General features: G+C 63.8%; 23 protein-coding genes and 1 pseudogene. 12 read left to right on the forward strand and 12 right to left on the reverse strand.

Going from position 1 to position 26,873, the window contains the following annotated elements; genetic code table 11:
* A complete protein-coding gene (locus O1A05_RS09220; protein WP_270104923.1) occupies positions 1-4,929 on the forward strand; it encodes an NAD-glutamate dehydrogenase in 4,929 nt (1,642 codons plus the stop codon).
* A gap of 16 nt (positions 4,930-4,945) precedes the next feature.
* Positions 4,946-6,442, forward strand: coding sequence for a sensor histidine kinase (locus tag O1A05_RS09225; protein WP_270104924.1), 1,497 nt, complete (start codon positions 4,946-4,948; stop codon positions 6,440-6,442).
* A gap of 61 nt (positions 6,443-6,503) precedes the next feature.
* On the opposite strand, the gene O1A05_RS09230 is transcribed toward O1A05_RS09225, so the two are convergent.
* Positions 6,504-6,752, reverse strand: coding sequence for a WhiB family transcriptional regulator (locus O1A05_RS09230; protein WP_270104925.1), 249 nt, complete (start codon positions 6,750-6,752; stop codon positions 6,504-6,506).
* A gap of 383 nt (positions 6,753-7,135) precedes the next feature.
* On the opposite strand from O1A05_RS09230, the gene O1A05_RS09235 reads away from it, so the two are divergent.
* Positions 7,136-7,516: a hypothetical protein gene (locus O1A05_RS09235; protein WP_270104926.1), complete on the forward strand. Its 381-nt coding sequence runs from the start codon at positions 7,136-7,138 to the stop codon at positions 7,514-7,516.
* Positions 7,517-7,540: 24 nt separating this feature from the next.
* On the opposite strand, the gene O1A05_RS09240 is transcribed toward O1A05_RS09235, so the two are convergent.
* Positions 7,541-7,930 carry a DUF1844 domain-containing protein gene (locus O1A05_RS09240; RefSeq protein WP_270104927.1) on the reverse strand — a complete coding sequence of 130 codons (390 nt, stop codon included), beginning with the start codon at positions 7,928-7,930 and terminating at the stop codon, positions 7,541-7,543.
* Positions 7,931-8,265: 335 nt separating this feature from the next.
* Between O1A05_RS09240 and infC the strand changes: the two genes are divergently transcribed.
* The 4 genes from infC to O1A05_RS09260 all read left to right on the forward strand — a co-directional run bounded on the left by infC (position 8,266) and on the right by O1A05_RS09260 (position 10,673).
* Positions 8,266-8,973 (forward strand): translation initiation factor IF-3, encoded by a 708-nt coding sequence (gene infC, locus O1A05_RS09245; RefSeq protein ID WP_442867622.1) that lies wholly within the window; start codon positions 8,266-8,268, stop codon positions 8,971-8,973.
* Positions 8,974-9,083: 110 nt separating this feature from the next.
* Positions 9,084-9,278, forward strand: coding sequence for a 50S ribosomal protein L35 (gene rpmI / locus O1A05_RS09250; RefSeq protein ID WP_270104928.1), 195 nt, complete (start codon positions 9,084-9,086; stop codon positions 9,276-9,278).
* Positions 9,279-9,361: 83 nt separating this feature from the next.
* A complete protein-coding gene (rplT, locus tag O1A05_RS09255) occupies positions 9,362-9,748 on the forward strand; it encodes a 50S ribosomal protein L20 (RefSeq protein ID WP_270104929.1) in 387 nt (128 codons plus the stop codon).
* Between the two features lie 34 nt (positions 9,749-9,782).
* On the forward strand, positions 9,783-10,673 hold the full coding sequence (locus tag O1A05_RS09260) for a TrmH family RNA methyltransferase (protein WP_270104930.1): 891 nt from the start codon (positions 9,783-9,785) through the stop codon (positions 10,671-10,673).
* Between the two features lie 110 nt (positions 10,674-10,783).
* Here O1A05_RS09260 and O1A05_RS09265 read toward each other — a convergent pair whose 3' ends face one another.
* Together O1A05_RS09265 and O1A05_RS09270 are read right to left on the reverse strand one after the other, a co-directional pair.
* Positions 10,784-11,050: a GlsB/YeaQ/YmgE family stress response membrane protein gene (locus tag O1A05_RS09265; RefSeq protein ID WP_270104931.1), complete on the reverse strand. Its 267-nt coding sequence runs from the start codon at positions 11,048-11,050 to the stop codon at positions 10,784-10,786.
* Positions 11,051-11,109: 59 nt separating this feature from the next.
* Positions 11,110-12,336, reverse strand: coding sequence for an MFS transporter (locus O1A05_RS09270; RefSeq protein WP_270104932.1), 1,227 nt, complete (start codon positions 12,334-12,336; stop codon positions 11,110-11,112).
* A 125-nt stretch (positions 12,337-12,461) separates the two neighbouring features.
* On the opposite strand from O1A05_RS09270, the gene O1A05_RS09275 reads away from it, so the two are divergent.
* Positions 12,462-12,938, forward strand: coding sequence for a (deoxy)nucleoside triphosphate pyrophosphohydrolase (locus O1A05_RS09275; RefSeq protein WP_270104933.1), 477 nt, complete (start codon positions 12,462-12,464; stop codon positions 12,936-12,938).
* Positions 12,939-12,942: 4 nt separating this feature from the next.
* On the opposite strand, the gene O1A05_RS09280 is transcribed toward O1A05_RS09275, so the two are convergent.
* Positions 12,943-14,031 (reverse strand): Rv2578c family radical SAM protein, encoded by a 1,089-nt coding sequence (locus tag O1A05_RS09280; protein ID WP_270104934.1) that lies wholly within the window; start codon positions 14,029-14,031, stop codon positions 12,943-12,945.
* 101 nt (positions 14,032-14,132) lie between these two features.
* On the opposite strand from O1A05_RS09280, the gene O1A05_RS09285 reads away from it, so the two are divergent.
* Complete coding sequence (locus tag O1A05_RS09285) at positions 14,133-14,825, forward strand: pyroglutamyl-peptidase I family protein (protein ID WP_270104935.1); 693 nt, start codon at positions 14,133-14,135, stop codon at positions 14,823-14,825.
* 23 nt (positions 14,826-14,848) lie between these two features.
* Here the strand turns inward: O1A05_RS09285 and O1A05_RS09290 are convergent, their stop codons facing one another.
* The 3 genes from O1A05_RS09290 to O1A05_RS09300 are packed head-to-tail and all read right to left on the reverse strand — an operon-like array spanning position 14,849 to position 18,601.
* Positions 14,849-16,987: a TRAP transporter permease gene (locus O1A05_RS09290; RefSeq protein WP_270104936.1), complete on the reverse strand. Its 2,139-nt coding sequence runs from the start codon at positions 16,985-16,987 to the stop codon at positions 14,849-14,851.
* Entirely contained in the window at positions 16,984-17,550 is a 567-nt protein-coding gene (locus O1A05_RS09295) for a DUF1850 domain-containing protein (protein WP_270104937.1), read from the reverse strand. The genes O1A05_RS09290 and O1A05_RS09295 overlap by 4 nt, the downstream gene beginning before the upstream one ends.
* Before the next feature lie 13 nt (positions 17,551-17,563).
* Entirely contained in the window at positions 17,564-18,601 is a 1,038-nt protein-coding gene (locus tag O1A05_RS09300) for a TAXI family TRAP transporter solute-binding subunit (protein WP_270104938.1), read from the reverse strand.
* A 158-nt stretch (positions 18,602-18,759) separates the two neighbouring features.
* On the opposite strand from O1A05_RS09300, the gene O1A05_RS09305 reads away from it, so the two are divergent.
* Positions 18,760-19,782 (forward strand): TAXI family TRAP transporter solute-binding subunit, encoded by a 1,023-nt coding sequence (locus O1A05_RS09305; protein WP_270104939.1) that lies wholly within the window; start codon positions 18,760-18,762, stop codon positions 19,780-19,782.
* 1 nt (position 19,783) lies between these two features.
* On the opposite strand, the gene O1A05_RS09310 is transcribed toward O1A05_RS09305, so the two are convergent.
* The 3 genes from O1A05_RS09310 to O1A05_RS09320 are packed head-to-tail and all read right to left on the reverse strand — an operon-like array spanning position 19,784 to position 22,322.
* Positions 19,784-21,226 (reverse strand): sensor histidine kinase, encoded by a 1,443-nt coding sequence (locus tag O1A05_RS09310; RefSeq protein WP_270104941.1) that lies wholly within the window; start codon positions 21,224-21,226, stop codon positions 19,784-19,786.
* Positions 21,211-21,903 carry a response regulator transcription factor gene (locus O1A05_RS09315; RefSeq protein WP_270104942.1) on the reverse strand — a complete coding sequence of 231 codons (693 nt, stop codon included), beginning with the start codon at positions 21,901-21,903 and terminating at the stop codon, positions 21,211-21,213. The genes O1A05_RS09310 and O1A05_RS09315 overlap by 16 nt, the downstream gene beginning before the upstream one ends.
* Complete coding sequence (locus O1A05_RS09320; protein ID WP_270104943.1) at positions 21,900-22,322, reverse strand: hypothetical protein; 423 nt, start codon at positions 22,320-22,322, stop codon at positions 21,900-21,902. The genes O1A05_RS09315 and O1A05_RS09320 overlap by 4 nt, the downstream gene beginning before the upstream one ends.
* Positions 22,323-22,439: 117 nt before the next feature.
* On the opposite strand from O1A05_RS09320, the gene pheS reads away from it, so the two are divergent.
* Positions 22,440-23,525 (forward strand): phenylalanine--tRNA ligase subunit alpha, encoded by a 1,086-nt coding sequence (gene pheS / locus O1A05_RS09325; RefSeq protein ID WP_270104944.1) that lies wholly within the window; start codon positions 22,440-22,442, stop codon positions 23,523-23,525.
* A 3-nt stretch (positions 23,526-23,528) separates the two neighbouring features.
* A complete protein-coding gene (pheT, locus tag O1A05_RS09330) occupies positions 23,529-26,087 on the forward strand; it encodes a phenylalanine--tRNA ligase subunit beta (protein WP_270104945.1) in 2,559 nt (852 codons plus the stop codon).
* On the opposite strand, the pseudogene O1A05_RS09335 reads toward pheT, so the two are convergent.
* Positions 26,003-26,853 (reverse strand): annotated as a pseudogene (locus O1A05_RS09335) (AMP-binding protein); the annotation flags it as partial. The gene pheT and the pseudogene O1A05_RS09335 overlap by 85 nt on opposite strands.
* Between the last annotated feature and the right edge of the window lie 20 nt (positions 26,854-26,873).

Below are 26,873 nucleotides of genomic sequence, written 5' to 3' on the forward strand. Positions count from 1 at the left end.
ATGACTGCTACCGTCTCGCTCTGGTCGCTCGAGCATGCCTCCGAGTCGACCACGTCCGGACCCACCATTGAAAAACTCACGAAGGCGTATTTTCGCCACGTCTCACACAACGATCAAGAAGAGCTCGGTCAACGAGGACAGCTCGACGCGGTCGAACATCACCTCAAGCTGGCGCAACGGCGCGTCAGCGAGGAGCCGGTGGTGCGTGTGGATCGGGCCACCACCTCCGCAGTGCTGCGTGTGGTGCAAGCCGATATGCCCTTCCTGGTGGATTCCGTTGCCGCTGAGGTGACTCGGCAGGGGTACGCCATCCACATGGTCGCCCACCCCACCTTCCTGACGCATCATCGGAAAGACACCGGTGAACTGGTCGGCATCTTCGATATTCCGGCCCAGGGTCCCGTGGCCTCCGGCGATACGGCCGCGCTGACCGGTCTCGGTGCTTATTTGAGCGGTGACAACGTGCGAGTGGGCGTGGAATCCTGGATTAGCATCCACACCACCGGTCCAATGTCCGAAGCGGCCGCCGCGGAACTGGAAGAAGGCGTCACCCAGGCTCTGGCCGATGTGCAAGCTTCCGTGCGCGACTGGGAAGAGATGCGGGCGGCAGCGCTGAGTGCGGCTCAGACGCTGCGCCACGATGCGCCGTCGCAGGCGCTGCAGGTCAACCGCTCGGCCGACCTGCTGGAGTGGATGCGCAACGGCAACTTCACTTTCATCGGCTACCGCGAGTACGTATTGCGCACCGGAGATAACCACCAGGTGCTGCACCCCGTGGAAGGCACCGGTCTCGGGGTGCTGCGCGGCCGACCGCCTGCGTCGCCGTCGCCGCTGAGCGTGTCAGGTCGCAACCAGATTGAGAAGCCGACCCCGCTGATCATCACCAAAACTAACTCCCGCTCGCGCGTCCAGCGCCACGCCTACATGGACTACGTGGCGGTCAAGACCTACGACGAGCGCGGTCGTGTGGTGGGGGAGCGTCGGTTCATCGGGCTGTGGAGCGCCTCCACCTACACCGTCTCCATTCGGGACGTGCCCGTGCTGCGCGAGAAGGTCGACGAGGTTTTCGATCTGGCCGGATTCTCGCGCACCTCGCACTCTGGTTCCGAGCTGACCAACCTGCTCGAAACCTACCCCCGCGACGAGCTGTTCCAAATGACCGCCGAACAGCTCTGGGACGTGGCCCGGGAAATCCTACAGCTCGAAGAGCGCCGCCGGACCCGGTTGTTTCTGCGCCGGGACATCTACGGTCGTTTTCTGACGGCGCTGGTGTTCCTGCCGCGAGACCGATACAACACCGGGGTGCGCCACCGCATCGAAGCGCTGCTGCTCGACGAGCTGGGCGGTGTCTCGGTGGAATATCAGGTGCGACTCACCGAATCGTCGCTGGCACGGTTGTTCTTCCGCGTGCAGTTGCCCTCCGACTGGGACCGGTCCGGTTCGCTGCAGCCGGATCTGCTGGAGCGGAAGCTGGTCAGCACCGTTCGTTCGTGGAAAGAAGGCGTGGACGAACAGGCCCTGGTGGTCTTCGGTGAAGACACCGGTGTGGCCGCCGCCCAGCTCTGGGACGAGGCCTTCCCGCCAGCCTACCGAGTCCGCTACGAGGTCGAGGATGCGCTCGAGGACATCTCCCGTTTCACCGCCCTGCCCGGCGACGGCACCCCGGCGGTCTACATCGCCCCGCCCGGAGAAAAAGCCGTACGGGATGCGGATGAGGACGACGAGCGCCTGCGCCTGAAAATCTATTCGGATACGCCCCGCACGCTGACCGAGATTCTGCCCGTGATCCAGAACCTGGGACTCACCGTCACCGATGAGCGTCCCTTCGTGATCACCCCGGCCGATGACCGGACCTTCCACCTCTACGACCTTGGTGTGCTGACACCAGACGATATCGAGCTCGGGCCCGTTTCGAATCTGGTCTCGGAATCGGTGGCAGAGGCGATGACGGGGCGCGCCGCCTCGGACGCATTCAACCGCCTGGTGCTGCGCCAGGGACTCGACGTGCGTACCGTGTCGATGCTGCGCGGCTACGGACACTACCTGCGGCAGCTGGGCGTGCCCCACTCGCCGGATTTCATGGCGGACACACTGTTGCGCAACCCTAACGTGACCGCTGGCCTGGTGCGGTACTTCCAGGTGCGGTTCGACCCGGAGTATACGGAGATCGTCAGCCGGCCGGAAGCCTTGGTCGATGACTTCGAACACGGGGGTGAAGCCTCCGAGCTGCGCCACCAGGTGCTCGACGCCGTCAACGAGGACATCCTGGTCGCACTCGACGCCGTGCCGACGCTGGACGCCGACCGTGTGCTGCGCGGCTACCTCACCGCCATGGCAGCCACCGACCGGACGAACTTCTACCAGCACCACGAGTGGTTGTCGCTGAAGATCGTTCCCTCGCGCATCCCGTTCGCCCCGGCGCCCCGCCCAGCCCACGAGATCTGGGTGGAATCGCCCGACGTTTCCGGCACTCATCTGCGCTTCGGCGCGGTCGCTCGCGGCGGACTGCGCTGGTCCGATCGTCGAGAGGACTTCCGCACCGAGGTGCTCGGCCTCGTCCAGACCCAGCAGGTCAAGAACGCCGTCATCGTGCCGACCGGCGCCAAGGGCGGGTTCTACGCGCACCGGTTGCCCGACCCCTCGGTGAATCGCGGGGCGTGGATGGAAGCGGGCAAGGACGCCTACCGCACCTTCATCCGCGGTTTGCTCGACGTCACTGACAACCAGGTCGTCGATGCCGAGGGGACCCGGACGATCACCCGCGAAGGCATCATCCGTCACGACGCACCGGACGCCTACCTGGTGGTGGCCGCTGATAAAGGCACCGCCTCCTTTTCGGACACCGCCAACGCCATCTCTGAGGAATACGGGCACTGGCTCGGCGACGGCTTCGCCTCGGGCGGTTCCGAAGGCTACGACCACAAGGGCATGGGTATTACCGCCCGCGGCGCCTGGGAGTCCGTACGCAGCCATTTCGCCTCCTTCGGTCATGATGTGCAGACCGAGGACTTCACCGCGGTGGGCATCGGCGACATGTCGGGGGACGTGTTCGGCAACGGCATGCTCCGGTCCCGTCACACCCGCCTGGTGGCAGCGTTCAACCATCTGCACATCTTCATCGACCCGAACCCCGACCCGGAGGTCTCCTTCCAGGAACGCGAGCGGCTGTACTCGCTGCCCCGTTCGTCGTGGTCCGACTACGACCCCGCACTGATCAGCACCGGCGGCGGCGTGTTCGACCGATCGGCCAAGTCGGTCGGCATCACCCCGGAGATCCGGGAGCTGCTGGACCTCGACGAGAGCGTCACCACCATGACGCCGACCCAGCTGCTCAAAGCGGTGCTCAGCGCCGACGTCGACCTGCTGTACAACGGCGGCATCGGCACCTACATCAAGGCCACCGGTGAGTCCAACGACGTCGTGGGCGATCGTGCCAATGACGCGATCCGAGTGAACGGTGCCGATCTGCGCGCCACTGTGGTCGTTGAAGGCGGCAACTTGGGAGCCACCCAGCTGGGCCGCATTGAAGCCGCGCGCAGCGGGGTACTCATCAACACTGACGCCATCGACAACTCCGCCGGCGTGGACACCTCAGACCATGAGGTGAACATCAAGATCCTGCTCAACGCGATGATCCAGGATGGCAGTCTCGATCCCGACGAGCGTGCCGAAACCCTGCGCTCCATGACTGATAACGTTGCACAGCTGGTGCTGGCCACCAACAAGGCGCAGAACGTGTTGTTGCGTAACGACTCGGCGCGGGTGTCGGATTGGATGCCCAGCTTCATCCGGCACGCCTCCTGGTTGGAAGCCAACGCCGGGCTGGATCGCGGCATCGAATCGATCCCGACCACCGAGGAGCTCAACCAGAGGGTCCAGCAGGGGGAGGGGCTCACCACTCCCGAGCTGTCGGTGCTGCAGGCCTATACCAAGATCAACCTGACCGAACAGCTACTGGAATCCGACCTGATTGACGACCCGTGGTTCGCCAAGGTGCTGATCCAGTACTTCCCGCGCCATGTGCGCTCGCGGGTGGATGCGATTCAGGCGCACCCGCTGCGGCGTCAGATTATCGCCACGATGGTCGCCAACGACGTCGTCAACGTCGGCGGCACCACCTTCGTGTTCCGCGCCCAGGAAGAAACCGGCGCGGAGACCACCGCGATCGTCAAGGCGTACATCGCCTCCAAGGAGATCTACTGGCTGGACCGTTACATGTCTCAGCTCCAAGACCTCCCGGTGGGCATCGACCCGGCCACGCGCAGCTTGGCCTACCAGGAACTGCGCCGACTGCTGGACCGTGCCGTGCGGTGGATGATCCTGCATCGCGGGATTGACGAGACCCTCGAAGACCAGATCGGGGATCTTGCCGTGCCGGTGCAGCGCCTGGCCGCCCTCCTGCCAGGAATGTTCGTCGGCGAGGTCGACGAGCGTTACACGCGGTGGAAGGAGAACAACCTGCGTGCGGGCTTCCCGGAGGGGATCGCCGCGGTGCGCGCGATGGCCTTCGAAACCTACGCGCTACTGGATATCGTGACGCTGGCCCGTCGTCAGGACCTGGACCCGGTGCGGGTGGCGGAAGTCTACTTCCGGCTTTACGACGAATTCAGCGCAGATGAGCTGCTCGACTTCATCACCTTCCTGCCGCGCCGCACCCGGTGGCAGGCACTGGCACGCGGGGCAATGCGTGACGACTTCTACATCTGGATGATCCAGGTGACCGAGTCGGTGCTCAGTCATAGCGAGGAAGGCCTCAGCGCGGAGGATCTGCTGGGTCGCTGGCACACCCAGAACGAAACCAGGATCGAGCGACTGCGCACCTTCCTGGACGGGGTACATGACCAGCTCACCCCTGATGAGAAGACCGGTAAGACCGACCTTGCTGCATTGACCGTGATGTTGCGTCGACTGCGTAGCTTGGTGCAATGAGCGGTAAGATCCGTGCATGGTCTTTCCCGTCGCGATGAGCGAAGACACCGAGGAGCACCTGCGCCGGCTCACCCATGACTGGCAGATGATCGCCGATTTGGCGTTCTCTGACCTGGTCCTCTGGGCACCGGCCAGCCAACCGGGGTCAAATGATACGACGGGGTTCATCGCTGTGGCACAGGCCCGACCCTTCACCGCGCAGACCACTCTGCACCGTGACGTGGTCGGGTCTTCGCCGCGCGTCGGTCTCAAACCACTGGTGCAGCAAGCCTGGATGACGGGTCAGACGGTGAATCCCAACGACGTGCCCAATCCGGGCAGTTCGCTGGGGGTTGCCGTCTGGCCGGTCTTGCGTGGCGGGCACCCCATTGCGGTGGTGACGGTACATCAGAACCTCACCACCCAGCGGGTGCCCTCGCGACTGGAAGCCATCTACCGGCTTAGCGCAGATGATGTGCTGCGGATGATCGCTCAAGGTACCTGGCCGGAACCTGACGCGCATTCGCCCACCGTGGTGTGGGACAACCCGCGTGTGGGGGATGGGATGATCCGGATGGATGCCCACGGACTGGTCACCTTCGCCTCGCCGAACGCGATTTCGGCGCTCCGGAAGCTGGGGATCAGCGAGCAATTGGAAGGCCGGCAGCTGTCCCGGTTGGCACTAGACTACATGGATCAGCGTCGCCCCGTGGATGAAAACCTGCCGGCGGTACTCTTCGGCCGCAGCGCGGGGCGGGCCTCCATCGACCTGCGCACGGTCAGCCTGTCATTGCGTTCGGTTCCGCTGCGCCGCGACGGGGAGCGTTTCGGTGCGCTGGTGCTGTTGCGCGAGGTGACGGAAATTCGTCGTCGTGACCTCAAACTGATGGGCAAGGATGCGACCATCCGGGAGGTCCACCACCGGGTGAAAAACAATCTCCAGACGGTGGGTTCGCTGCTGCGCATGCAATCCCGGCGGATGAGTTCTCCCGAGGCTCGTCGTGGGCTGGAACAGGCCATGCAGCGGGTGGACACCATCGCTCTGGTCCACGAGACCATGTCCTTCACTACCGAGGACGACCTCGACATGGATGGGTTGCTGTCGCGGCAGTTCACCCTGGCCGTTGAAGTGGCCTCGGCCGCACCGAATGTGCGTGCGCGTATGCACGGATCTTTCGGGACCCTGCCCGGTAGCATGGCCACACCCTTGGCGCTGGTGATCAACGAATTGGCGACCAATGCTGTGGAGCACGGCACCAAAGCTGGAGGCGGAGTGGTTGAGCTCGAAGCCAGCCGCCGGACCGACGACGACGGCGAATGGCTGAGCATTATCATGCGCGACGAGGGCCCCACGGATCAAGCCGATATGGTGCCGGTGAAGCCGAGCGGTGCCGGTGGTCTAGGCCTGCAGATTGTGACGACCTTGGTGGAATCAGATTTGGGTGGGCGCATCGAATGGCACCCTCGTTCGGAAGCCGGGGACCAGCTGCCCGGTACTGAGGTCAGGATCACGGTGCCGCTCCACGATCGTTAAAGCAATGGGGGCGCAGACCGCAAAAGGTCTGCGCCCCCAAGACGCGTAGGTGATCCGAGTATCAGGAAGCGCGACGTGCGCGTGCGGCGCGGCGCTTCATCGCGCGACGCTCGTCTTCACTGGTGCCACCCCAGACGCCAGCGTCCTGGCCGCTTTCCATGGCCCACTGCAGACAGGTATCCATGACCTCGCACGTACGGCAGATGGCCTTGGCTTCTTCGATCTGTAGCAGTGCTGGGCCGGTGTTGCCGACCGGGAAGAACAGCTCGGGGTCTTTGTTGAGGCAGGCTGCGCGGCTACGCCAATCCATGCGGTGCACTCTCCTTCTGATCAGTCCTGAATCAACACGAATGGCCGACCCTCGGTGAGGGAAAGGTGCTGTTTTGAAAATCTCCTCTGAGAGAATTCGTGAGTAAACAGCCGATGAACTCGTGATGATCTAGACATGAGATCAATTTAAATCTGGGGGATGAATTTCATCCTGCGAAAGGTCCCAATTATCATGACACGCACCGAAACGCCATACAAGGGTTCTTGGGAAGAAATGCGGCGGTATACGGGAGGTCTTTGTCACGTTGCTGAGCCTTACCTAACTCATGAGTAGTAATGGGTGTGAGGTCATGGGCGATAGGCTGTCTGCTGGACCATCTGCCTCGGAAGTGAGTGAATTCAGTGAGTGAAGAAGTCAGGTCGGTGACGCCGTCTGCGGCATGGGGGATCGCCGTCATCGTGGGGTTGCAGGCTGCTGCGCTGGTCGTATCCGCCATGATGGTGATCGTCATGCTCGGGGACGGTGCCTTGGGGGTTCCGGCACAGTTGTTTCTCGTCTTTCTGATGTTGCTCGGCGCGGTGTGGCTGGGTGCTACGGCCTGGGGTGTCAAGGCGGGAAAGACTTGGACTCGAGCCGCGGTGATTGTGGTCCAACTCTTCGCAGCGATCCTCTCGATGGGTTCACTCAGTGCCGGTGATATTCGCGGTGGACTGCTTCTGCTGGTGCCCGCGGCCGTGGTGTTGCTGTTGCTCTTCACCCCGAGCGTTAATACACATCTGGGCCAGCGGTACATAGACCGCTGACCCAGAGTATCGGTGGAAAATTCGTTAGTTCACCGCACCGGTGTACTTCTCGCCGGGCCCCTTGCCTGGGGCGTCCGGGAACGGCGAAGCCTCACGGAAAGCCAGCTGCAGGGTTCGCAAGCCGTCGCGTAGCGGACCGGCGTGCTGCGACCCAATTTCGGGGGCGGCAGCGGTGACCAAGCCGGCCAGGGCTGTGATGAGCTTGCGCGCTTCATCCAGGTCCTGCTGTTCCTCGGCGTCGGGCAGATCGGCGAGGCCGCACTTGACTGCAGCTGCAGTCATGAGGTGCACGGCGGTGGTGTTGATGAGTTCCACGGCGGGAACCTCGTGGATCTCGCGAACCTGGTCGTCGAGAGGTGCTTCGGTCTGGGCGCCGGCGTCGTGGCCAACGGGATTCTGGTCGGAATCAGTCATAGGGTAAGCTTGACACAGACCGCGCATGTTTATCTGCTTCGTATCAGAGTGCGAAGCAGTGTATGATGTGTGTTTGAAAAGTGGAGGCCACAGCTCCCACCCGCGTCAGCAAGACTTTCGAACGAAGCTCGAGTTGCCGGGTACTCCGGTTGAGACATCGTTCCTTGGGGCGTGTTGTCGATCGAAGGTCGATGCCGTACCGGCGTCGACAGGCCTCCGCTGCATCTGCACGGAGGTTTTTTCGTCTCCGCGTCTGATGTTCCGGGAGTTGGCTCAACTCATATCTATCAAGGAGACTCACCATTAGCGAGCCAAGAATCAATGAACGCATTCGTGTGCCCGAGGTCCGCCTAGTTGGCCCACAGGGCGAACAGGTCGGAATCGTGCGTATCGAGGATGCGTTGCGTCTGGCCGTTGAAGCAGATCTCGACTTGGTGGAAGTCGCACCGACCGCAAAGCCTCCTGTCTGCAAACTGATGGACTTCGGTAAGTGGAAGTACGAGGCGGCGGTCAAGGCCCGTGAGGCACGGAAGAACCAGACCAACACGGTTCTGAAGGAAGTGCGCTTCCGCCTGAAAATCGATACCCATGACTATGAGACCAAGACGGCGCGGGCGAAGAAGTTCCTGCAGGCCGGTGACAAAGTCAAAGCCATGATCCAGTTCCGTGGTCGTGAGCAGCAACGTCCTGAATTGGGCATTCGACTGCTCGAGAAATTCGCGGACGACGTGGCCGAATTCGGAGTCGTCGAGTCGTCACCGCGTCAGGATGGTCGCAACATGGTCATGGTGGTGGGGCCGGTGCGCACCAAGGCTGAAGCCCGTGCAGACTCGCGCCGCGACTCCACTGGAAACAAGGAGCGCTCCGGAGGCGGATCTCGTCGCGATCAGGCCGCTCGCGAAGCGAAGGCCAAGCGCGAGGAAGCGGTAGCGGAGAGCGCCAAGCCGGTGAAGAACTCGGTGGCGGATGCCATGCCTGAGGAACTGAAGAAGATGTCCTCGGCAACACCTCAGCCCCCGAAGCCTCAGGCTCCGAAGAAGTAGTCACAGACTCACCCGGACCGAATACCCGGTTCGGGAAGACTGATCCCCAGCGGATCGTTGAGCTGGTTCCGTCGCGGAAGCCAGCGACCAATAGAAGGAGAACGGCAGCCATGCCGAAGATGAAGACCCACAAGGGTGCCGCAAAGCGCTTCCGCGTGACCGGCTCCGGAAAGCTGATGCGTCAGCAGGCCAACCGTCGTCACTACCTGGAGCACAAGTCCTCCCGGCTGACGCGTCGCCTTGCTTCGGACAAGCTCGTTTCCAAGGGCAAGGTCAAAGTCATCAAGCGGATGCTTGGCATCTGATTCTGCCTGCCTGACCAACAACTACAGCTTTCCATCACCGGCGCGAATTGCCGAGTGAAGGACCCAATCGAAGGAGAACGCACGTGGCACGTGTGAAGCGGGCGGTCAACGCCCACAAGAAGCGTCGTACGGTACTTGACCGCGCGTCTGGCTACCGCGGGCAGCGCTCGCGCCTGTACCGCAAGGCGAAGGAGCAGTTGCTCCACTCGTTCGTCTACAACTACCAGCACCGTCACAAGCGCAAGGGCGACTTCCGTCGTCTGTGGATCACGCGTATCAACGCTGCCGCTCGCGCTAACGGCATGACCTACAACCGCTTCATCCAGGGCCTGAAGCTGGCCGGGATCGAGCTGGACCGCCGCATGCTGGCCGAGATCGCCGTCTCTGACGCAGCGACCTTCGCCACCCTGGTGAAGACCGCTCAGCAGGCTCTGCCGGCTGACGTCAACGCCCCGGCAGCATCCCGCTGATCCGTTCTTTCTAGAACGAGATCACGACGCACCCATGATTGAACGCCCCGCACAGATGAGCAACCCTCGGGCTGACCGAGTGAAGACCGTTGCCCGTCTGGCGGGGCGTTCAGCGCGTCAGAAACAGAATCGTTTTCTGGCCGAAGGCCCACAGTCGGTACGCGAGGCACTGCGCGCGCACCTCGGCGAATTTGAGGCGACCCTCTCGGGGCACTGGGGTCAAGGCGTGGTGGAAGAAGTGTTCGTCACTGAAGGCATCGCCGCACTGTACCCAGATATCGCCGAGCTCATCGACCAGGCGCGAGCGTCCATTCAGGTTCGTGTGGTGACGGATGAGGTGCTCGAAGCGCTCTCCGACGCGGTAACGCACCAGGACGTCATCGCAGTGTGCACGCTACCCGGAGCGCGACGCAGCGTGGAATGGTTGCAGCAACACGTTACCTCACCGAAACTGCTGGCGGTCCTGTGCCGGGTCCAAGACCCAGGAAACATGGGCACGATCATTCGTGCGGCCGATGCCGCTGGTGCCGATGCCGTCCTCCTCACCAGCGGCTCGGTAGATCCGTTCAATCCCAAAGCCGTACGCTCAACTGCGGGCTCGCTGTTCCACCTTCCGGTATTCACCGCGGTTGACCTGTCCAGCGCTCTGGACTCCCTGCGCGGACTTGGCCACCAGGTTCTCGCCGCTGACGGTTACGGCGAAGCGAATCTTGTGAACCTCGGATCGGCGCTTGCCCGAACTACCACCTGGCTTTTCGGCAATGAGGCGCAGGGGTTATCACTTGAGGAACGCGATCTGGCGGATGCTCGCGTCGCAGTACCGTTGTACGGCCATGCGGAATCGCTGAACGTCGCCACCGCCGCTACCGTCTGTCTCTATGCCTCGGCCATGGCGGCAGGTTCAGTGGACAGCGCAAGCCACTAAGTTTTTCAGCCGCAGTGTGCGGGGATTCGTCCACATCGGCAGACGCAGATCGGGCCGGGGCATGATGCCCCGGCCCGATCTTTTCTCAGTTCAGTGTGTCTGCGTCGTGATTACGCCTTCGAGCGCGAACGAGTGATGGCCTGCCAGACGAATCCAACAATGACACCACCCAAGATCGCAAAGATCCATGTGGTCAGATCGAAGAAGCCTTCATTCGCGCTGAGGCCCATCAGGCTGGCAATCCAGCCGCCGAGCAAAGCGCCGATAAGACCGGTGAGTAGCGCACCGATCCAACCCCCACCTTGTTTACCGGGCAGGATCATGCGTGCGATTGCACCTGCGATGAGTCCCAAGAGAATCCAAGCAATGATGTTCATGGTGTCTCCTTCTGTCTGTGAGCGACGTTCAGGTGTTGAACGTTCTACTCTGAAGGTTACTAGTCAGTGGCGTTGACGCCACGGGTTGAGCGCCGCTGGATTCTGCGACCGCCGAGCAGCGGCACTGCCAGTACGAGTCCGACAGCAGCCACGGCCGCGCCGGCGAGCGGAGTCACCTGAACGCCGAACCCAGCTTGAAGCACGCCAGCACCGATCCAAGCTCCCATCGCATTGGCCATGTTGAAAGCCGAGTGGTTGAATGCTCCGGCCAGCTGGGGCGACTGCGGCGCCGAATCCACGAGGATGACCTGCATGGCGGGGGAGAGTGCTGAGGCAGTCGCTCCGGCCGTTAGGACGAAAACGCACGACAGGATCCACCAAGGGGAAGTCAAACCGAAAAGTGCCAGCGATGCTGTGAGTGCTGCGATCATCACGATTACGGTGAAGACTGGCCTGGTATTCGCCATCTTTCCGCCCAGGAGGGTGCCTGCCACGCCTCCGACGCCGTAGATCGCAAGGACCAGTGGAATCAGCGAAGCGGGCATGCCGCCCACCTGAACAGTAATTTCTGCGATGTAGGTGTAGAGGGCGAAAACACCGGCGAAGCCGATCACCGCGACGATGATCGCCTTCCACAGACCCGCAGACTTCAACCCGGAGAGTTCACGACGGATGGAGGCGTTCTCCGGGGCAGGAACGCGCGGCACGAGCAGGAAGACCAAGAGCACGGTCAGCGAGGCCAGCACGGTCACCAGGATGAACATGGAGCGCCAATGGGTGATTTGGCCCAGCCACGTGGCGGCCGGGGCACCAACGAGCATGGCCACAGAGAGTCCCGCCAAGACCCACGAGATGGCTTGTCCTCGACGTGCCGGGCCTGCGAGATGTGAGGCGGCCAATGCGGCTGCTGAAAAATAGGCGCCATGAGGCAGCCCCGAAATGAATCGTGCGGCAAGCATCGATGTGTAATCCGGCGCAAAAATGGAGCCGAAGTGGCCGAGCGCGAAGAGAACCATCAGCAGACCAGCCGACATTCGGCGGTCGAGTGTAGCCAGCGCGGCTGCCAGAATCGGGGCGCCGACCACGACGCCGATCGCGTAGGCAGAAATGAGGATGCCACCTGAGGGTAGATCCACGCCAAGATCCTCGACCGCCTGGGGAAGTAACCCCATGATGGTGAATTCGGTGACGCCGATAGCAAAGGCGCCCAAAGCAAGAGCGAGGACCGCCGGAATCAAAGGATAAGTACGTCCGCTAGCCGAGCGCGGAGCAAAGGAAAACGTCACTAGCTAAGTTTAGGGACCTCGGAACACGCTCTCAACGCAGAAGACCTCGGAACGGCTCCTCGCGGACGTCGGATTGATCACAACGGCGGATGTGGGGAGGCGTTGTTGGAACTATCATCGAGACCATGAGTCGTGCCTCCTCCTCAGCGGTGCCTACGAGTACGCCGCCATCTCAGTCGAAGAAGAAACGCGGGGTCGTTGGTGCTGCGATACTCGATACTCGGGAATCGCGGAAGCAACTACTCGCTGCTCGGCGCAGTGCTCCAGAGGCTCTGGCTGGCCTGTGGGAATTTCCTGGTGGAAAAGTGGAGCCCGGGGAGAATGCAGAGTCGGCCTTGATCCGAGAGGTCAAGGAAGAACTGGGTGTCGAGATCGAGCTGGGGGACGAGATTCGGTCCGATCACCCAGACGGGTGGCTCTTGGCTAACGGAGCTCGCATGCGAGTCTTTGAAGCCTGGATCGTCGCCGGTGAAGCAGCGCCCTTGGAGGACCACGACCTGCTGGAGTGGACTGATGTGACGACTGAGGCGCTGTACCGACTGGAATGGATTCCCGCCGATTTCCCTATCGTCGACGCCCTTTTGGCGCGTTTCGGCGAGTAGAGGCTCAGTCGAAAAGGCTGGGCTGGAGTGGCGCAGGTTCTCGCAGCGTGGACGTCTTGGCGCCGAAGTCCGGTGCGGCGGAACGCGGTCGCTCTGGGAGAGCGCGATGTGCAGACCCGTAGTGAAGTCCCATCCGAGAAGCCACAGAAACGGCTCGACGACTCAGCGCACGTCGATAACTCTGTGGTGCGTAGGACCCGTGGGCGTAAAAGTTTCGGTAGCCGGCTAGCAATTGTGGATGTTCGCGTTCAATCCATTCGAGGTACCACTGCCGTGCGCCAGGGCGAAGGTGCAGCGCACCAGCTTGGATCTGGTGTGCGCCAGCGTCCCTTACCGCAGAAAAGAGGGACTCGAGATCGTCCTCGCCATCCGTCAGCCAGGGCAAGATCGGCATGGCCATGACGGACACTTCGGCACCGGCCTCAGTAAGTTTCTCGATTAGCTTGAGTCGGGCGGTGGGGCTCGGTGTTCCAGGTTCGACCCGAGCGGCCAACGCCGGTTCGAGAAGCGCTAAGGACACCCCAACCTGGATAGGTACCAGGCTGGACGCTTCTTTGAGAATCGGCAGATCGCGTTTTAGCAGTGTGCCCTTGGTGAGTAGCGAGATCGGCGTTCCGGAATCAGCCAGAGTGCGGATGATTCCCGGCATAAGCTGATATCTGCCCTCGGCACGCTGGTAGGGATCGGTGTTGGTGCCCAGTGCCACCATTTCTCGGGTCCAGCTGGGGCGATTCACTTCGGCCTTCAAGACGTCGGCGATGTTTACTTTGACCACGATCTGCTGGTCGAAGTCTGCTCCTGCGTCGAGATCCAGGTAGGTGTGGGTGTTGCGTGCGTAGCAGTAGACGCAGGCGTGCGTGCATCCCCGATAGGGGTTCACCGTCCAGCGGAACGGCATCGATGACGCTGCGGGAACCTGATTGAGCGCCGACTTGGCCAGAACTTCATGGAACACGGTGTCAGCGAATTGGGGAGAGGTGATGGAACGCTGCAGGCCAACGAGGGGCAAAGTGGCGGTGCGTCCGACTGGAATGCCGGGGGAGTCCGCCGGTTGCTCGTCATCGGCCTGCAGCATCTGCGCTTCCCATCGCATGCTTCTATTGAAACACTTGTTCTGGGATTAAGCAAGCAAGTGTTCGATGTTCTATAGAAGGGGTGTCCCTTCTGACGGCGAGGCATTTACGATGGATGATCATGAGCTCCACGCACGAAACTCCGACTGTATTGCTGACGGGATTCGAGCCCTTCGGGGATGACGAGCACAATCCGTCAGCCACCGTTGCTGATGCGGCCGCCCGTGCCTTGCTGGGGTCAGGCGTTCAGGTGGTCTCGGCTGTTCTGCCCTGTGAGTTTGCCACCTCGCACGAGGTATTGTTCGACCTCATCGCTCACCACGAACCTGAAGTTGTGATTTGTCTGGGGCTGGCGGCCGGACGATCGCAAGTCGGCGTGGAGCAGGTCGGGATCAATCTCCAGCAGGCGCGGATCTCAGACAATGCCGGATATCAACCCAACGGGACACCGGTTGTCGTTGGTGGCCCCGACGGAATCTTCGCCACGCTGCCCGCTCGTCGCATCGTGTCAGCGGCGGGGGAACTGCCGGTGGAGCTCTCTTTGAGCGCAGGGACTTTCGTCTGCAATCACGTTTTTTACTCGTTGATGCATGCAGTCGAGATTGGCGCGTGGGGTGAGCGCAGTCCGAAATCTGCTGGATTTGTCCATGTTCCCTGGGACACCGATGTCTCCACGGTCTATCCGGGAATCCCCCTGGCGGAGAGTGTGGCTGGCGTGTGTCATGTGGTGGAGGAAACTCTGAAGCACCTTCGCGACCCAGACGCGCACGAGGCCGACACCACTCAGGGGGCCGGCCTCGGAACATTGCACTGACCGGGTCGGTCACTGCTGAATCACTACGCGGGCTGCGGAGCCGCCTCTGCCGATGCGGATGCATTATTCTTCGGGGCAACCGGCTCAATAATCTGCGGACCGAAGCGCTTGTGCTGAATCAGCTGCAACGCGACGAACATACAGGTCACCGCGGTGCCTGCCCATACGAAGACGGGGGATCCGACATGAGCGCCGAACAGGGACTCTGTCCATCCGGTCCACTCGGGGGCGGTCATCACCATGAACCCGGAGATGGCCAGGACGATCCGCTGCCATCCGGGCACCTTTCGTACCAGATAGCCTTCGATTGCCATCGCCACGGCGACCAGCGAGATACAGCCGGTGATGGTCGCGATGACCACTTCGGAGGGTGGCCCGGTCATCAGTAGTGCCGAATAGGCGAACATGAGCGGGATGAAGTAGAGCCCCTTGGCGAAAATCCACGCATGGAATGCTGATTTCATGGGCGAGGAGTTCGCGATGCCGGCGGCCACGAACGCTGCCAGTGCCACCGGTGGGGTGACATTGGAATCCTGGCTGTACCAGTAGACGATCAGGTGCGTGACGATCACGGCCAAGCCGAGTTCCTGCAGGGCAGGTCCGGCGAGGATGATCAGCACGACATAGGACGCAGTCACCGGCAGACCGACGCCGAGCAACAGTGACGCCAGGGCTACCATGATCAGGGTGAGCAGCAGGCTACCGGCGAAGGCGCTCACCAGCACATCCGAGATCACGAGGCCCAGGCCGGTGAGGCCAACCACACCAACGATGATGCCGGCGATGGCGCAGGCCGCGGAGACGGGCAGGGTATTACGTGCAGCGATGACGAACACCTCCCCCATGTCTTTCAGACTCAGCCGGCTGATGCCGCGCAGCATGGCCACGATGAAGAGGGCGCCGGTCGCGTAAAGCCCCGCGCGGCCCGGAGGTACGTACTGCAGCAGCAACACGATGAGCAGTACGAGTGGAGCTAGGAAGTGCCATCCGCCCTTCATGACTTCTTTGAGCACCGGGAGCTGTTCTTTGGTCATACCCGCCATGCCACGCTTGCGCGCCTTGATGTCGACGAAGAGGTAAACGGTGCCGAAGTACATCAGCGCAGGGATAATCGAGACCAGCACAATATCCGCGTAGGGGATGCCGGTGCGCTCGGCGATGAGGAAGGCGCCGGCACCCATGATGGGCGGCAGAATCTGTCCGCCGGTGGAGGCAGCTGCTTCCACACCCGCGGCCTCTGCCTTCTTGTAACCGACTTTCTTCATCATCGGAATGGTGAAGGGGCCGGTGGTGGCTACGTTTCCCAAGGCGGTGCCGGAGATGGAACCCATCATGGCCGAGCCAACCACCGCACCCTTGGCGGGACCGCCGGGGGAGCGGCCGGTGAGGCAGAAGGCCAAACCGATGAAGAAGTTACCACCTCCGGTTTTTTGCAGCACCGCACCAAAGAGCACGAAAATGAACACGAAGGTCACCACCACGCCCAAGGTCAAGCCGAGAATGCCGTCGTTGCCGAGATACACGTAGCTGGAAAGGCGCTCGATGGTCGCGCCACGGTGGGCGAAATCTCCAGGGAACCAGGGGCCGGCCCAGGCATAGAACATGAAGAACAGCACCAGCGCGGACATAAACCAGCCCACGGTGCGTCGGGTGGCTTCCAACAGCAGCACGGTCATCACGAGTCCGAGTACCCAGTCCGTGGTCTCGTAGGCGCCGGCGCGGCGAGCGAGTTCCGCGGCGTTGACGATCGGGTACACGGAGACCACCACGGCCGCGGCGATCAGCCCGAGATCGACCAGGAGCATTGGGACGGAGCGCCCGAACTTGTTCTTGAACGCGGGCACGGTGAGGAAAATCAGGGTCAGGACAAAGAGCAGGTGGATGAGCCGCTGCTGGCGGGCATCCAAGCTGTATGTCACACCGATGTAGATCTGGAATCCGCCAAGGCCCAATGCCAGGGCCAGAATGATCCAGCCCAGCAGCTTCTGGAATCCGCCGGTGCCCACTCGCTGTTCGGCGAGGCGATGCCACAAGGGCGTGTCGGAATCGGTTTCCTCGGAGTCGTCATCCTGATCGACCCCGGTGTTCATCCGTCGAAGTTCTTCGGGGAGCAGCTGAGCGCCGTGGCGCTCGGCGGCTTCTTCCACCGCTGATTGGCTCATGAATCTTCCTCATTCTGGTACGTGTACCCGGCGCATGCGGGGTCATCGGGCGTAGTGAACAGGGTGAGTGTGGAGACCCGGGCAGCGCTAATGGTGATGCGTTCGCCGGGCAGGCACACTGAGAGTCGTAGTTCGTGTTCGGCTGATGTAATGCGGTGATCGATGCGGGTGGCTCCGGCGCGCAGGTGCATCTGGCTACCGATGTCGCGCTCCAGGTCATCGACCACCCACCAGTCGCCGTCGGCGCGGCCCTGACCTTCGCCGTCAATATGGCCCATGCCGGCACCGAATTGCTTCAGTCGGGTACGTTCGACCACCAGCTCACCCTCAGTCACGCGCAGGTCCTCTTCGATCGGTAACCCGTCGATGGAATGGATGTAGCTGAGGGTGAAGGCCTCGGTGCGCCACGCGGCCAGCCGATCCTCATCGTGATCCACGGTGACCGCCGGCCAGAGGGGGACCAGGAGACCGAAGCCGATTGCCGTGACCAGTAGGGCCGCCACCAGCCCGCCGATCACGCGAGGCGATCGACGAGCCGGCGGCTGTGAACGCGGGGTGCTCACGGTGGTTGCGCCCTTAACCCTGCAGGTCCTCGGGGACCTCGACGTCGTTGTCCTGGAAGTAGCGGACGGCACCGGGGTGGAAAGGCACGGGAGCGTTTTCCACGTTGTCGAAGGTCAGGTAATCCGCGGCCGGGGCGTAGACATCGGTGATGGCGTCGACATTGTCGAAGATGGCCTCGGTGAGTTCGTAGGCCTGTTCTTCGTTGAAGTCGGCGGGCACGACCAGGACGTTCCATACGGCGATGGTTTCGACGTCCTCGTCGACCCCGGAGTAGGTGCCACCGGGGATCGTGTGTGCCGTGTAACCGCCGTCGCCTTCGGTGATGGCGGTGATCTCGTCTTCACACATCGGAACCAGGGCAACATCATCGGTGGCGGCTAGTTCGTTGATGCCGCCGTGCCCCTCGCCAACCACCCAAGAGCCGGCATCCAGGCCGCCGCTGGTCAAGGCGTTGGTGGTTTCGGCATAACCCAACTGGCTGCGGGTGATGTCGGAGGTGACGTCCATGCCGAGGGATTCGAAGACCTGGTTGGTGGTGGCTTCGTTGCCGGACCCCACATCGCCCACCGAATACCGGTGGCCCTCAATATCGGAGAAGCACTCGAGTCCGAGCCGATTCTGAATGCTGGCCAGAGTGACGGTGTGATAAACGTTCGGATACAGCACTGCGATGGCTTTGGTCTCGATGGGCTCTTCGCCGTCGAAGTCACCGGTGCCGTTGTACGCCTGGTCAGCGGCATCGCCCTGGGTGATGGCGATGTCGGCGGAGCCGGAGGCGATGAGCCGGATGTTCTCCACAGAGGCGCCGGTGGCTTCCACGGAGGCGGAGGTGCCCTCCACATGGTCGTCGATGATGCCGGAGAGCGCGCCGCCGATGGGATAGTACACCCCGGCTGTGCCGCCAGTGACGATGGACATGGTGCTAACGCGGTCCTGCTCCTCGCCGTCGCCGCCTCCTCCTGATTCGGCGGGCTGGCTGCAGCCGGCGACAATCAATCCGACCGTGGCCGCCAGGGCAAGGGTGGCGGTGGTGCGTCGTGTGGCAGACATGAGGCCTCCTGTGATTCGGTGGTGAGTGATCCTGTCGAAGCGGCAGACCGTGACCTACGTCACGTCGCACCTTTCACGCTATGAGCTGTGTCACACTGAAGTCATGTCCTGAGAGAAAGCTTGAGGAAGACTTGAGGAAGGCTTGAGGTAGAACGACGATGACGGAACAGCCAGCCCCTCCGCGGCGACGCGTGCGTGCCGGGATGGTGGTTGCCCTGGCCGCGGTGGTGGCGCTGGCCGGTGGTGGTGTCTGGTGGACCGTGCACGAACGTGGTGGCGCCGCACCCGAACAGCTCACGTTGGTCTCGGGATTGCCCGGCGGGGTGTATCACTCGCTGGGGGAGGCGCTACAGCATGCGACCGAGGGCACTGATGCACAGGTGACGGCGCGGCAGACGGCGGCGTCGGTGGTGAACCTGGAGATGCTGGCGAGCGGTGAGGCAGATGTGGGCTTCGCGCTCGCCGATATTACCGCCCTGGCCGTCAGCGGGGAGGGGCCCTTCGAGGAGCCGCTGGGGATTCGCACGGTGGCCAGACTCTATGACAACCACACCCACCTGGTGGTGCTCGAAGACGGTCCGGTGGAGCAACTCACCGATCTCGCCGGAGGGACGCTCTCGGTGGGCGCGGCGGGCTCGGGCACCGAATTTTTGGCCCACCGGTTTCTGGAGATCGCCGGGCTGGACGCCGAGGCCGGGACGGACGCGGTGCAGCCGGTGTCGATGAGCCTGACAGAGTCCGTGCATGCCTTGGAACACGGGCGGGTGGACGCGTTCTTCTGGTCGGCCGGGGTACCGACCCAAGCGGTGACGGAGCTGGCCGAAAGGACGTCGGTTCGATTGATTGATCTTTCCGAATGGGCGGCCCCGCTGACGGAACGACACGGGGCGCACTTCGAGGAGGTGCCGATCCCGGTGGACACCTACCCCGGGGTGCCCGGGGTGCGATCGGTGGGAATCTCCAGTCTGCTGGTGGTGCGTGAGGATTTGGGCACCAAAACGGTGGAGCAGCTGACTGAGACGCTGTTCGATTCCCGCGCGGATTTGGTGCAGGTGCATCCCGGGATCCGGCAGCTCAGTGAACGTACGGCGATCGGGACGCTACCGGTGCCACTGCACGAGGGCGCGGTGAACTACTACGAACGGGCCAAAGTAGCGCATCGTTCTGCCTTGGAGAACTGAATCAGTGATCCAGGGCGGCCGTGGCGGCGGGTAGCCGGACCACCGCGCGGAGCCCGTGTGGGGATCGCGTCTCCAAAGTGAGGGTGCCCTCGTCGAGCTCCAGGAGGGTGACGACGATGGACAGTCCGAGTCCGGCCCCACCAGCGACGTCGAGACCAGCGGCATTTCGGGCGGTGCCGTTGCGCCAGAAGGGCACCAAGGCTTGCTCGAGTAGTTCGGTGGGGATGCCCGGCCCGTCGTCGTCGACGATCAATTCCACGGTGCCCTCCGCGAGCCGACGCGCCTGCAAGGTCACGGTGACACCGTCGCCTCCGAATTTCAGCGCGTTGTCGATGAGCACATCCAGCGTCTGATCCAGGGTGTGCTCGACGAGGTGCACGGCCAGGTCCTCCGGTACCTCGACCTCTACGCGGGCCTCACGGCGGGCGGCGACCGGTTCCCAGGCCCGCTGCCGCTGCAGGGCGACGGCGTGCAGGGGGACCAGCACTTTCTCAGGGTCGACGTCGGCGGCGCGGGCGAGATTCAGCAGGCCTTCACAGGTGCGGGTTAGGCGGTCGAGTTCTTCCAGCGCGGCGCGGTGAGCGGGCAGTCGTTCCGGAGGAAGCGCGGCGCCGAGGGCTTCGACGCGCAGTCGCACACCGGCCAGCGGGTTGCGGATTTGATGACTGGCGTAAGCGACGAAGTGACGCTGACGGTCCAGGATCTCGGTGATGGTGGCGCTCATCTGGTTGAAAGCGTGGGCGAGGTGCTTGAGCTCGCCGGGGCCGTCCAGCTCGGAGACGCGCGCATCCAACCGGCCGCGGCTGATGTCCTGGGCGGCATCGGCCAGCCGTGCCACTGGGCGCATCACCCACTGGCTGAGCGGGCGTGCCGCCCACACTCCTAGCACCAGGGCCAGCGCCACGCCCGTGGCAATCATGAGCCACTGCAACAGGATGGAACGGCGGAGGTCACCGGTGGGCGAGGCGGTGACCACCACGCCGACGGTCTCATCACCGGTGTTGATCGGCTCGGCGATGAGCAGCTGGCGGACGGACCACGGCCAGATCCGCGGCTCGGATTCCTGGCGCAACCCGGCCAGTGCCGTCATCACAATTTCTCCGGGTAATCCCGCAGTCTCAGGGGCGATTCCGGCGGCTTCCTGGAGCGTCTGCAGTCTCACGTCAGGAGAGGAGGCAGCCACGAGCCGGGCGTCGGCGTCGAGCACGACTGCGCGGATCCCATAAAGCTGTTCGTAGATGCTCAGCTCGGCCTCGGTGGACTCCACCCGGCCGGTGAGAATGGCGTTCTCGGAGAGCGAGGCGAACCGGGCGGCATCGGCTGTGCGGTCCATCACCAGGGTGTGGGTGGCGCGATCGACGACGGCGACACTCAGCGGTACAGCCAGCCCGAGGGTGGCGACCACGAGCAGGGTGAAGTAGATGGCGGTTAGCCGGCGGTGCATGGGGTGGCCATCAGCCGGTATCCAACGCCGCGCACCGTCTCGATGAGCACCATGTCGTCGTCGGCGAGGGCCGCGAGTTTCGAGCGCAGGGCGCTGATGTGGACTTCGAGCGAACGCGCGGTGCTGGGATAGACGGTGCGCCAGACGCGGAGCAGCAACCGGTCGCGGTGCACGGTGCGCCCGTGGTCTTCCATCAGTGCCGCCAGCAGCTCGAACTCCTTGACGGTGAGGCTCAGTGCGGTGCCCGAGACCCGGGCCTCGCTAGCGCCCAGGTCCAGCTCGAGTACGCCCGCACGCAACGTGGTGGGTCGGGACCGGGTCATGCGACGTGCCACGGCTTCGATGCGTGCGGTGAGCTCGGCGATGCTCACGGGTTTAGGCAGGTAATCATCTGCTCCGGCCCGCAACCCCTGGATACGATCCACCGTCTGGCCGCGGGCGGTGAGCACGATGATCCCGGCATCGCGCATGTCGTAGCGAGCGCGCAGACCCGAGAGCACTTCGAGTCCGTCCATATCGGGCAGCCCCAGATCCAGCAGCACGAGGTCGGCGGTGTCTGCGGACAGCGCGGCGGCGCCGGTGCTCACGGAGGTGACGGCGAAACCGTGACTCTCCAGCACATCGGCCAGGGCGCTGGCCAGGCGCGTATCGTCTTCGACCAGCAGAACTCGGATCATGTGCTGATTCTACGGTGTGTCCGCCGCCACCTGGGAGGATGGGCTCGATATCCGCCGTCGGCCAGGCCCGCGGCACGTTCGAAGGGGTTCGCGCTCGCGGTATCCCCGCACACTGCCAGAGACACCGCAACACTGACCGCGTAGAGGATGAGGAAGGGGAGCCCTAAGCAGAACGCGTACTGGCTGACGTGACGGTCCTCGTGGCGTAGCAGCGCCTCGGTGCAGCGTACGCCGGGGCGAACCAGGATCACGTTGCCGATGGTGATCGCTCCGCCGTTCGGGAAGCCCCAGGTGTATCCCTGAGCCAGCAGGGTGCCTCGCGGGCCTGGACGCAAGGTGGTTCTGCTGGCTACGGCGATCAGCAGGCCGAGCACGGTGGAGCCGTTGAGGAGATTCCACCAGGTCCGCACCGTCGACATGAGGTGAACCCTACCGGACACGTCGGAACACGTGTCGTGTGGCTCGGGGCGGAGTCGATAGACTGTGCTTCGTTCCCCTGAACCAGCCGTACGAGTATCAAAGGCGTGTGCTTCGAAATGTCCGACCAGTCCTCCGTGACGGACCCACAGAGTCCCGATCGCGTCGAGATCCCTTCGCCGACCGATGCCGAGGCCGTCCAGGCCAGCGTGCAGGCGGCCCTGGACGCATTCGATGCAGCCACCACCCTGGACGAGCTGAAGACGGCTCGCCTGGCGCACACCGGTGATAAGGCTCCGCTGACCTTGGCCAACCGCGCCATCGGTTCCCTGGCCAAGGAAGACAAGGCAACCGCTGGTAAGACCATGGGCCAGGCCCGCGGCCGGATCAACCAGGCGCTGGCGGCCCGCACCCAGGTGTTGGAAGAAGAATACGCCGCGCGCATGTTGGTCGAAGAGACTGTAGACGTCACCACGGCTGTGCGTCGTCGTCGCGTGGGGGCTCGTCACCCGCTGTCGGTGCTGCAGGAGCGAGTCTCGGACATTTTCATCGGCATGGGGTGGGAGATTGCCGAGGGGCCCGAGCTGGAGAGCGAGTGGTTCAACTTCGACGCGCTGAACTTCCTGCCCGATCATCCGGCCCGCGAAATGCAGGACACGTTCTTCGTGGAGCCCGCCGAGGCGCACCTGCTGTTGCGCACTCACACCTCCCCGGTGCAGGTCCGCTCCATGATCGAACGCGGCGCACCGGTGTACGTGCTGTGCCCGGGACGCACCTTCCGCACCGATGAGCTGGACGCCACCCACACTCCGGTGTTCCACCAGTTCGAGGGGCTTGCTATTGACCGTGGGCTGACGATGGCGGATCTGCGCGGCACCCTAGAGTACTTCGCCCGGCAGATGTTCGGCCCCGAAGCCGAGATCCGTCTCCGCCCGAATTTCTTCCCGTTCACCGAGCCCTCCGCCGAGATGGACATCTGGCACCCCGGCGCCAAAGGCGGTCCCCAGTGGATCGAATGGGGCGGCTGCGGCATGGTGCACCCCAACGTGCTGCGTGCCGCCGGACTGGACCCGGAGGAGTTTTCCGGTTTCGCGTTCGGTATGGGCATCGAACGCACCCTGATGTTCCGCAACGACGTGTCCGATATGCGCGACATGATCGAAGGCGATATCCGCTTCTCCCAGCACTTCGGAATGGAGATTTGATTCATGCGTATCCCGCTGTCTTGGCTGGGCGAATTCGTCCCCGTCGCCACTGATGCCACCGCTGAGTCGGTCATGGCCGATCTGGTGCGCGTTGGTTTTGAAGAAGAGGACGTGCACCGCCCTTCCGACGAGTTGACCGGGCCCATCGTCGTCGGCGAAGTGCTCGAGATGACGCCCGAGCCTCAGAAGAACGGCAAGACCATCAACTGGTGCCAGGTGCGTGTGGTGCCCGAAGGCACCGAGCAGACCCTCACTGGCGACGGCATCGACCCCTCCGGCGTGCAGGGCGTGGTGTGCGGCGCGCACAACTTCACCGTGGGCGACAAAGTGATCGTCACCCTGCCCGGGGCCGTGCTGCCCGGAGACTTCCGGATCTCCCCGCGCAAGACCTACGGTCATGTTTCTGCCGGGATGATCGCCTCGGCCCGCGAGCTGGGTTTAGGGGATGACCACGACGGCATCATCGTCCTCTCCGAATGGGGCCTGGACCCCGAGGTCGGCACCGATGTGCACTCCCTGCTGCACCTGGACGACGAGGCCGCCGAGATCAACGTGACGGCAGACCGCTCCTACGCGTTCTCCATCCGCGGGGTGGCTCGTGAATACAGCCACGCCACCGGCGGGACCTTCACCGACCCTGCCGGGCAGGTTCAGCCCCCGGCATCCGACGGCGAGGGCTATCCGGTGCGCCTTGATGACGCTGCCCCCATCTACGGGGTGCCCGGCTGCGACCGGTTCGTCACCCGTACCGTCACCGGCATCGACACCACCCGTCCCACCCCGGCCTGGATGGCACAGCGTTTGCGCCTGGCCGGGATGCGCTCCATCTCCTTGCCCGTGGACATCTCCAACTACGTGATGTGGGAACTCGGTCAGCCACTGCACTTCTACGACGGCGACAAGCTCTCCGGCGAGATCGTGGTGCGCCGGGCCCTGCAGGGCGAAACCTTGGTGACCCTGGACGAAAAGCAGCGCAGCCTGAACACCGAGGATCTGCTGATCACCGACGACCGCGGTCCCATCGGCCTGGCCGGTGTCATGGGCGGCGCGGACACCGAGGTGGGGGATGAGACCACCACGATCGTCATCGAATCTGCCCACTTCGACCCGGTCTCCATCGGCCGGACCCGGCGTCGCCACAAGCTGCCTTCGGAAGCGTCCAAGCGCAATGAGCGCGGCGTGGACTGGGAGGTGGCCGATGAGGCCGCCGAGCGGGCCGTGCAGTTGCTGGTGGAACTGGCCGGCGGTACCGCAGCCCCCGGCATCACCGACGTCGGACAGCGCCCGGAACCGGTGGCCATCACATTGCCGTTGCAGGCGCCGTCCAGGCTGATAGGCGTGGACTACCCGGCCGAGCAGATCGTTTCCGTGCTGGAACAGCTTGGGGCCACCGTCGAGCGCACCCAGACCTCGTCGGGCGAAGACGCGCTCAACGTGACCCCGCCGACCTGGCGGCACGACCTGGCCATCCCGGAAGACCTCATCGAGGAGATCGCCCGACTCGTCGGTTACGACATCATTCCGGCTACCGTTCCGGTGCCGCCGCCGGGCCGCGGGCTCACCCGCACCCAGGCCCAGCGCCGCCGGGTGGCCCAGGGGCTGGCCGATGCTGGCTTGGTGGAGACGTTGGCCTACCCGTTCGTCTCTGAGGCCCAGAACCGGCAGTTTGGTACCCCTGACGCCGAGGCAGACGTGCCGGCCGTGCAACTGGCCAACCCGATCTCCGCCGAGTTTGGTTACCTGCGCACCTCGCTGCTGCCCGGACTGCTAGAAACCGCACGCCGCAACCACGGCCGTGGCTTCCGCGACTTGGCCCTGTACGAGCTGGGTCAGGTGTTCCTGCCCGGTGAGCGACTGGGTTCTTCCGAGATCCCACCGCTGGGCGCACTGCCTGCACCCGAGGTGCTGGCCGAGCTCAACGCCGGCATCCCGAACCAGCCTCAACGCGTGGCCGCCGTGTTTATCGGACATGACTCCACCCCGGCGCCGGGCCACGATCCGCGCCCTTGGGACTGGCAGGACGCCGTATCCACGGCCCTGGACGTTGCCGATCTGCTCGGTGCCACCCTCACCGTGACGCAGGGCGCCCATCAAGCGTTCCACCCGGGTCGCACCGCCGCCCTGCAGTTGGCCGACGGCACCGTGATCGGCTACGCCGGGGAGCTGTTGCCGAAGCTGCTGGAAAACTCCGACCTGCCGGCCCGCACCGTCGCCGTCGAACTGGATCTGGACGCTCTGGCCGCGACCGCCCCGGACGTGGTCGAGGCCGAGCCGCTGTCCACCTTCCCCGCGACCTCGCAGGACGTGGCGCTGGTGGTGGATGCCGACATCGCGGCCGCCCAGGTGCAGCAGACTCTGGCCACAGCGGCTGGCGAATTGCTCGAAGAGATCGCCCTGTTCGACGTATACCAAGGACCCGGCGTGGACGAAGGCAAGAAATCGCTCGCCTTCAGTTTGCGTTTCCGGGCCGCGGACCGCACCCTGACCGCTGACGAGGCCTCGGAGGCCCGTGCCGCGGCTACTGCGGCAGCCGTCGAGCGGTTCGGTGCCGCCCAGCGCTGACCCGGTGACCACCATCTGGCGGGGCGACGACGCAGGCGCTCGTCCTCGGCCAAACGTGCCGCCAGATCGGGCGGGCAGGCCTCACCGCCGAAAATCAATGGGCGCACGTTCTCCAGGGCTTCCGGCGGCCACAGTGCGGCCAGGGTCGGCACGGTGGAGACCACATTGATCGAGCGGGACACCAGCCAGGGGCCAAGGTCCATGCCGGAGCGAATCAGGGAGCGCGGGGCGGGCAGCAGGCAGGCGCCCGATCGCCAGGCCAGCCACATTTCCTCACGGGAGGCGTCAAAAGCCACCGATAGCCCGGCGAGCACCAGGTCGCCCGGACCCAAGGGGGCCGGCTGCAGGAAAATCCGCGCCTCGGCATCCACAAAAGCTGCGGCGTTGCGGTGGGTCACGGCCACACCCCTCGGGGTGCCGGTCGAGCCGGAGGTGAAGATCATCCAGGCGTCGTCGTCGGGCCCGGGCAATCGCGGCTCCGGGAAGGGACGGGGACGGGAATCGCTGACCTGGATCTCCCCGGACGTCAGAATCGCAGCGACCTTCGCCTCCGAAAACACCAGCCGCGCACGCCCACCCGGTCTCCGGCACCGATGCCGGCGGCGTACAGGTCGCGGCCCAGCGCCTTGACCTCGTCGAGTAGCTCCGCATAGGACAGAACGGATTCGCCGTCGTCCAGGGCCGGGGCCTCCGGGTGTTCTCGGGCGGTTTCGCTCCGAATATCGATCAAGGTGCGTACCGCAGGAGCCCGCTGAGCGGCGGGCAGCTACGGCAGATCCGTGCTCA

This window comes from Citricoccus sp. NR2 (genome assembly GCF_027594385.1).
Classification (GTDB): domain Bacteria; phylum Actinomycetota; class Actinomycetes; order Actinomycetales; family Micrococcaceae; genus CmP2.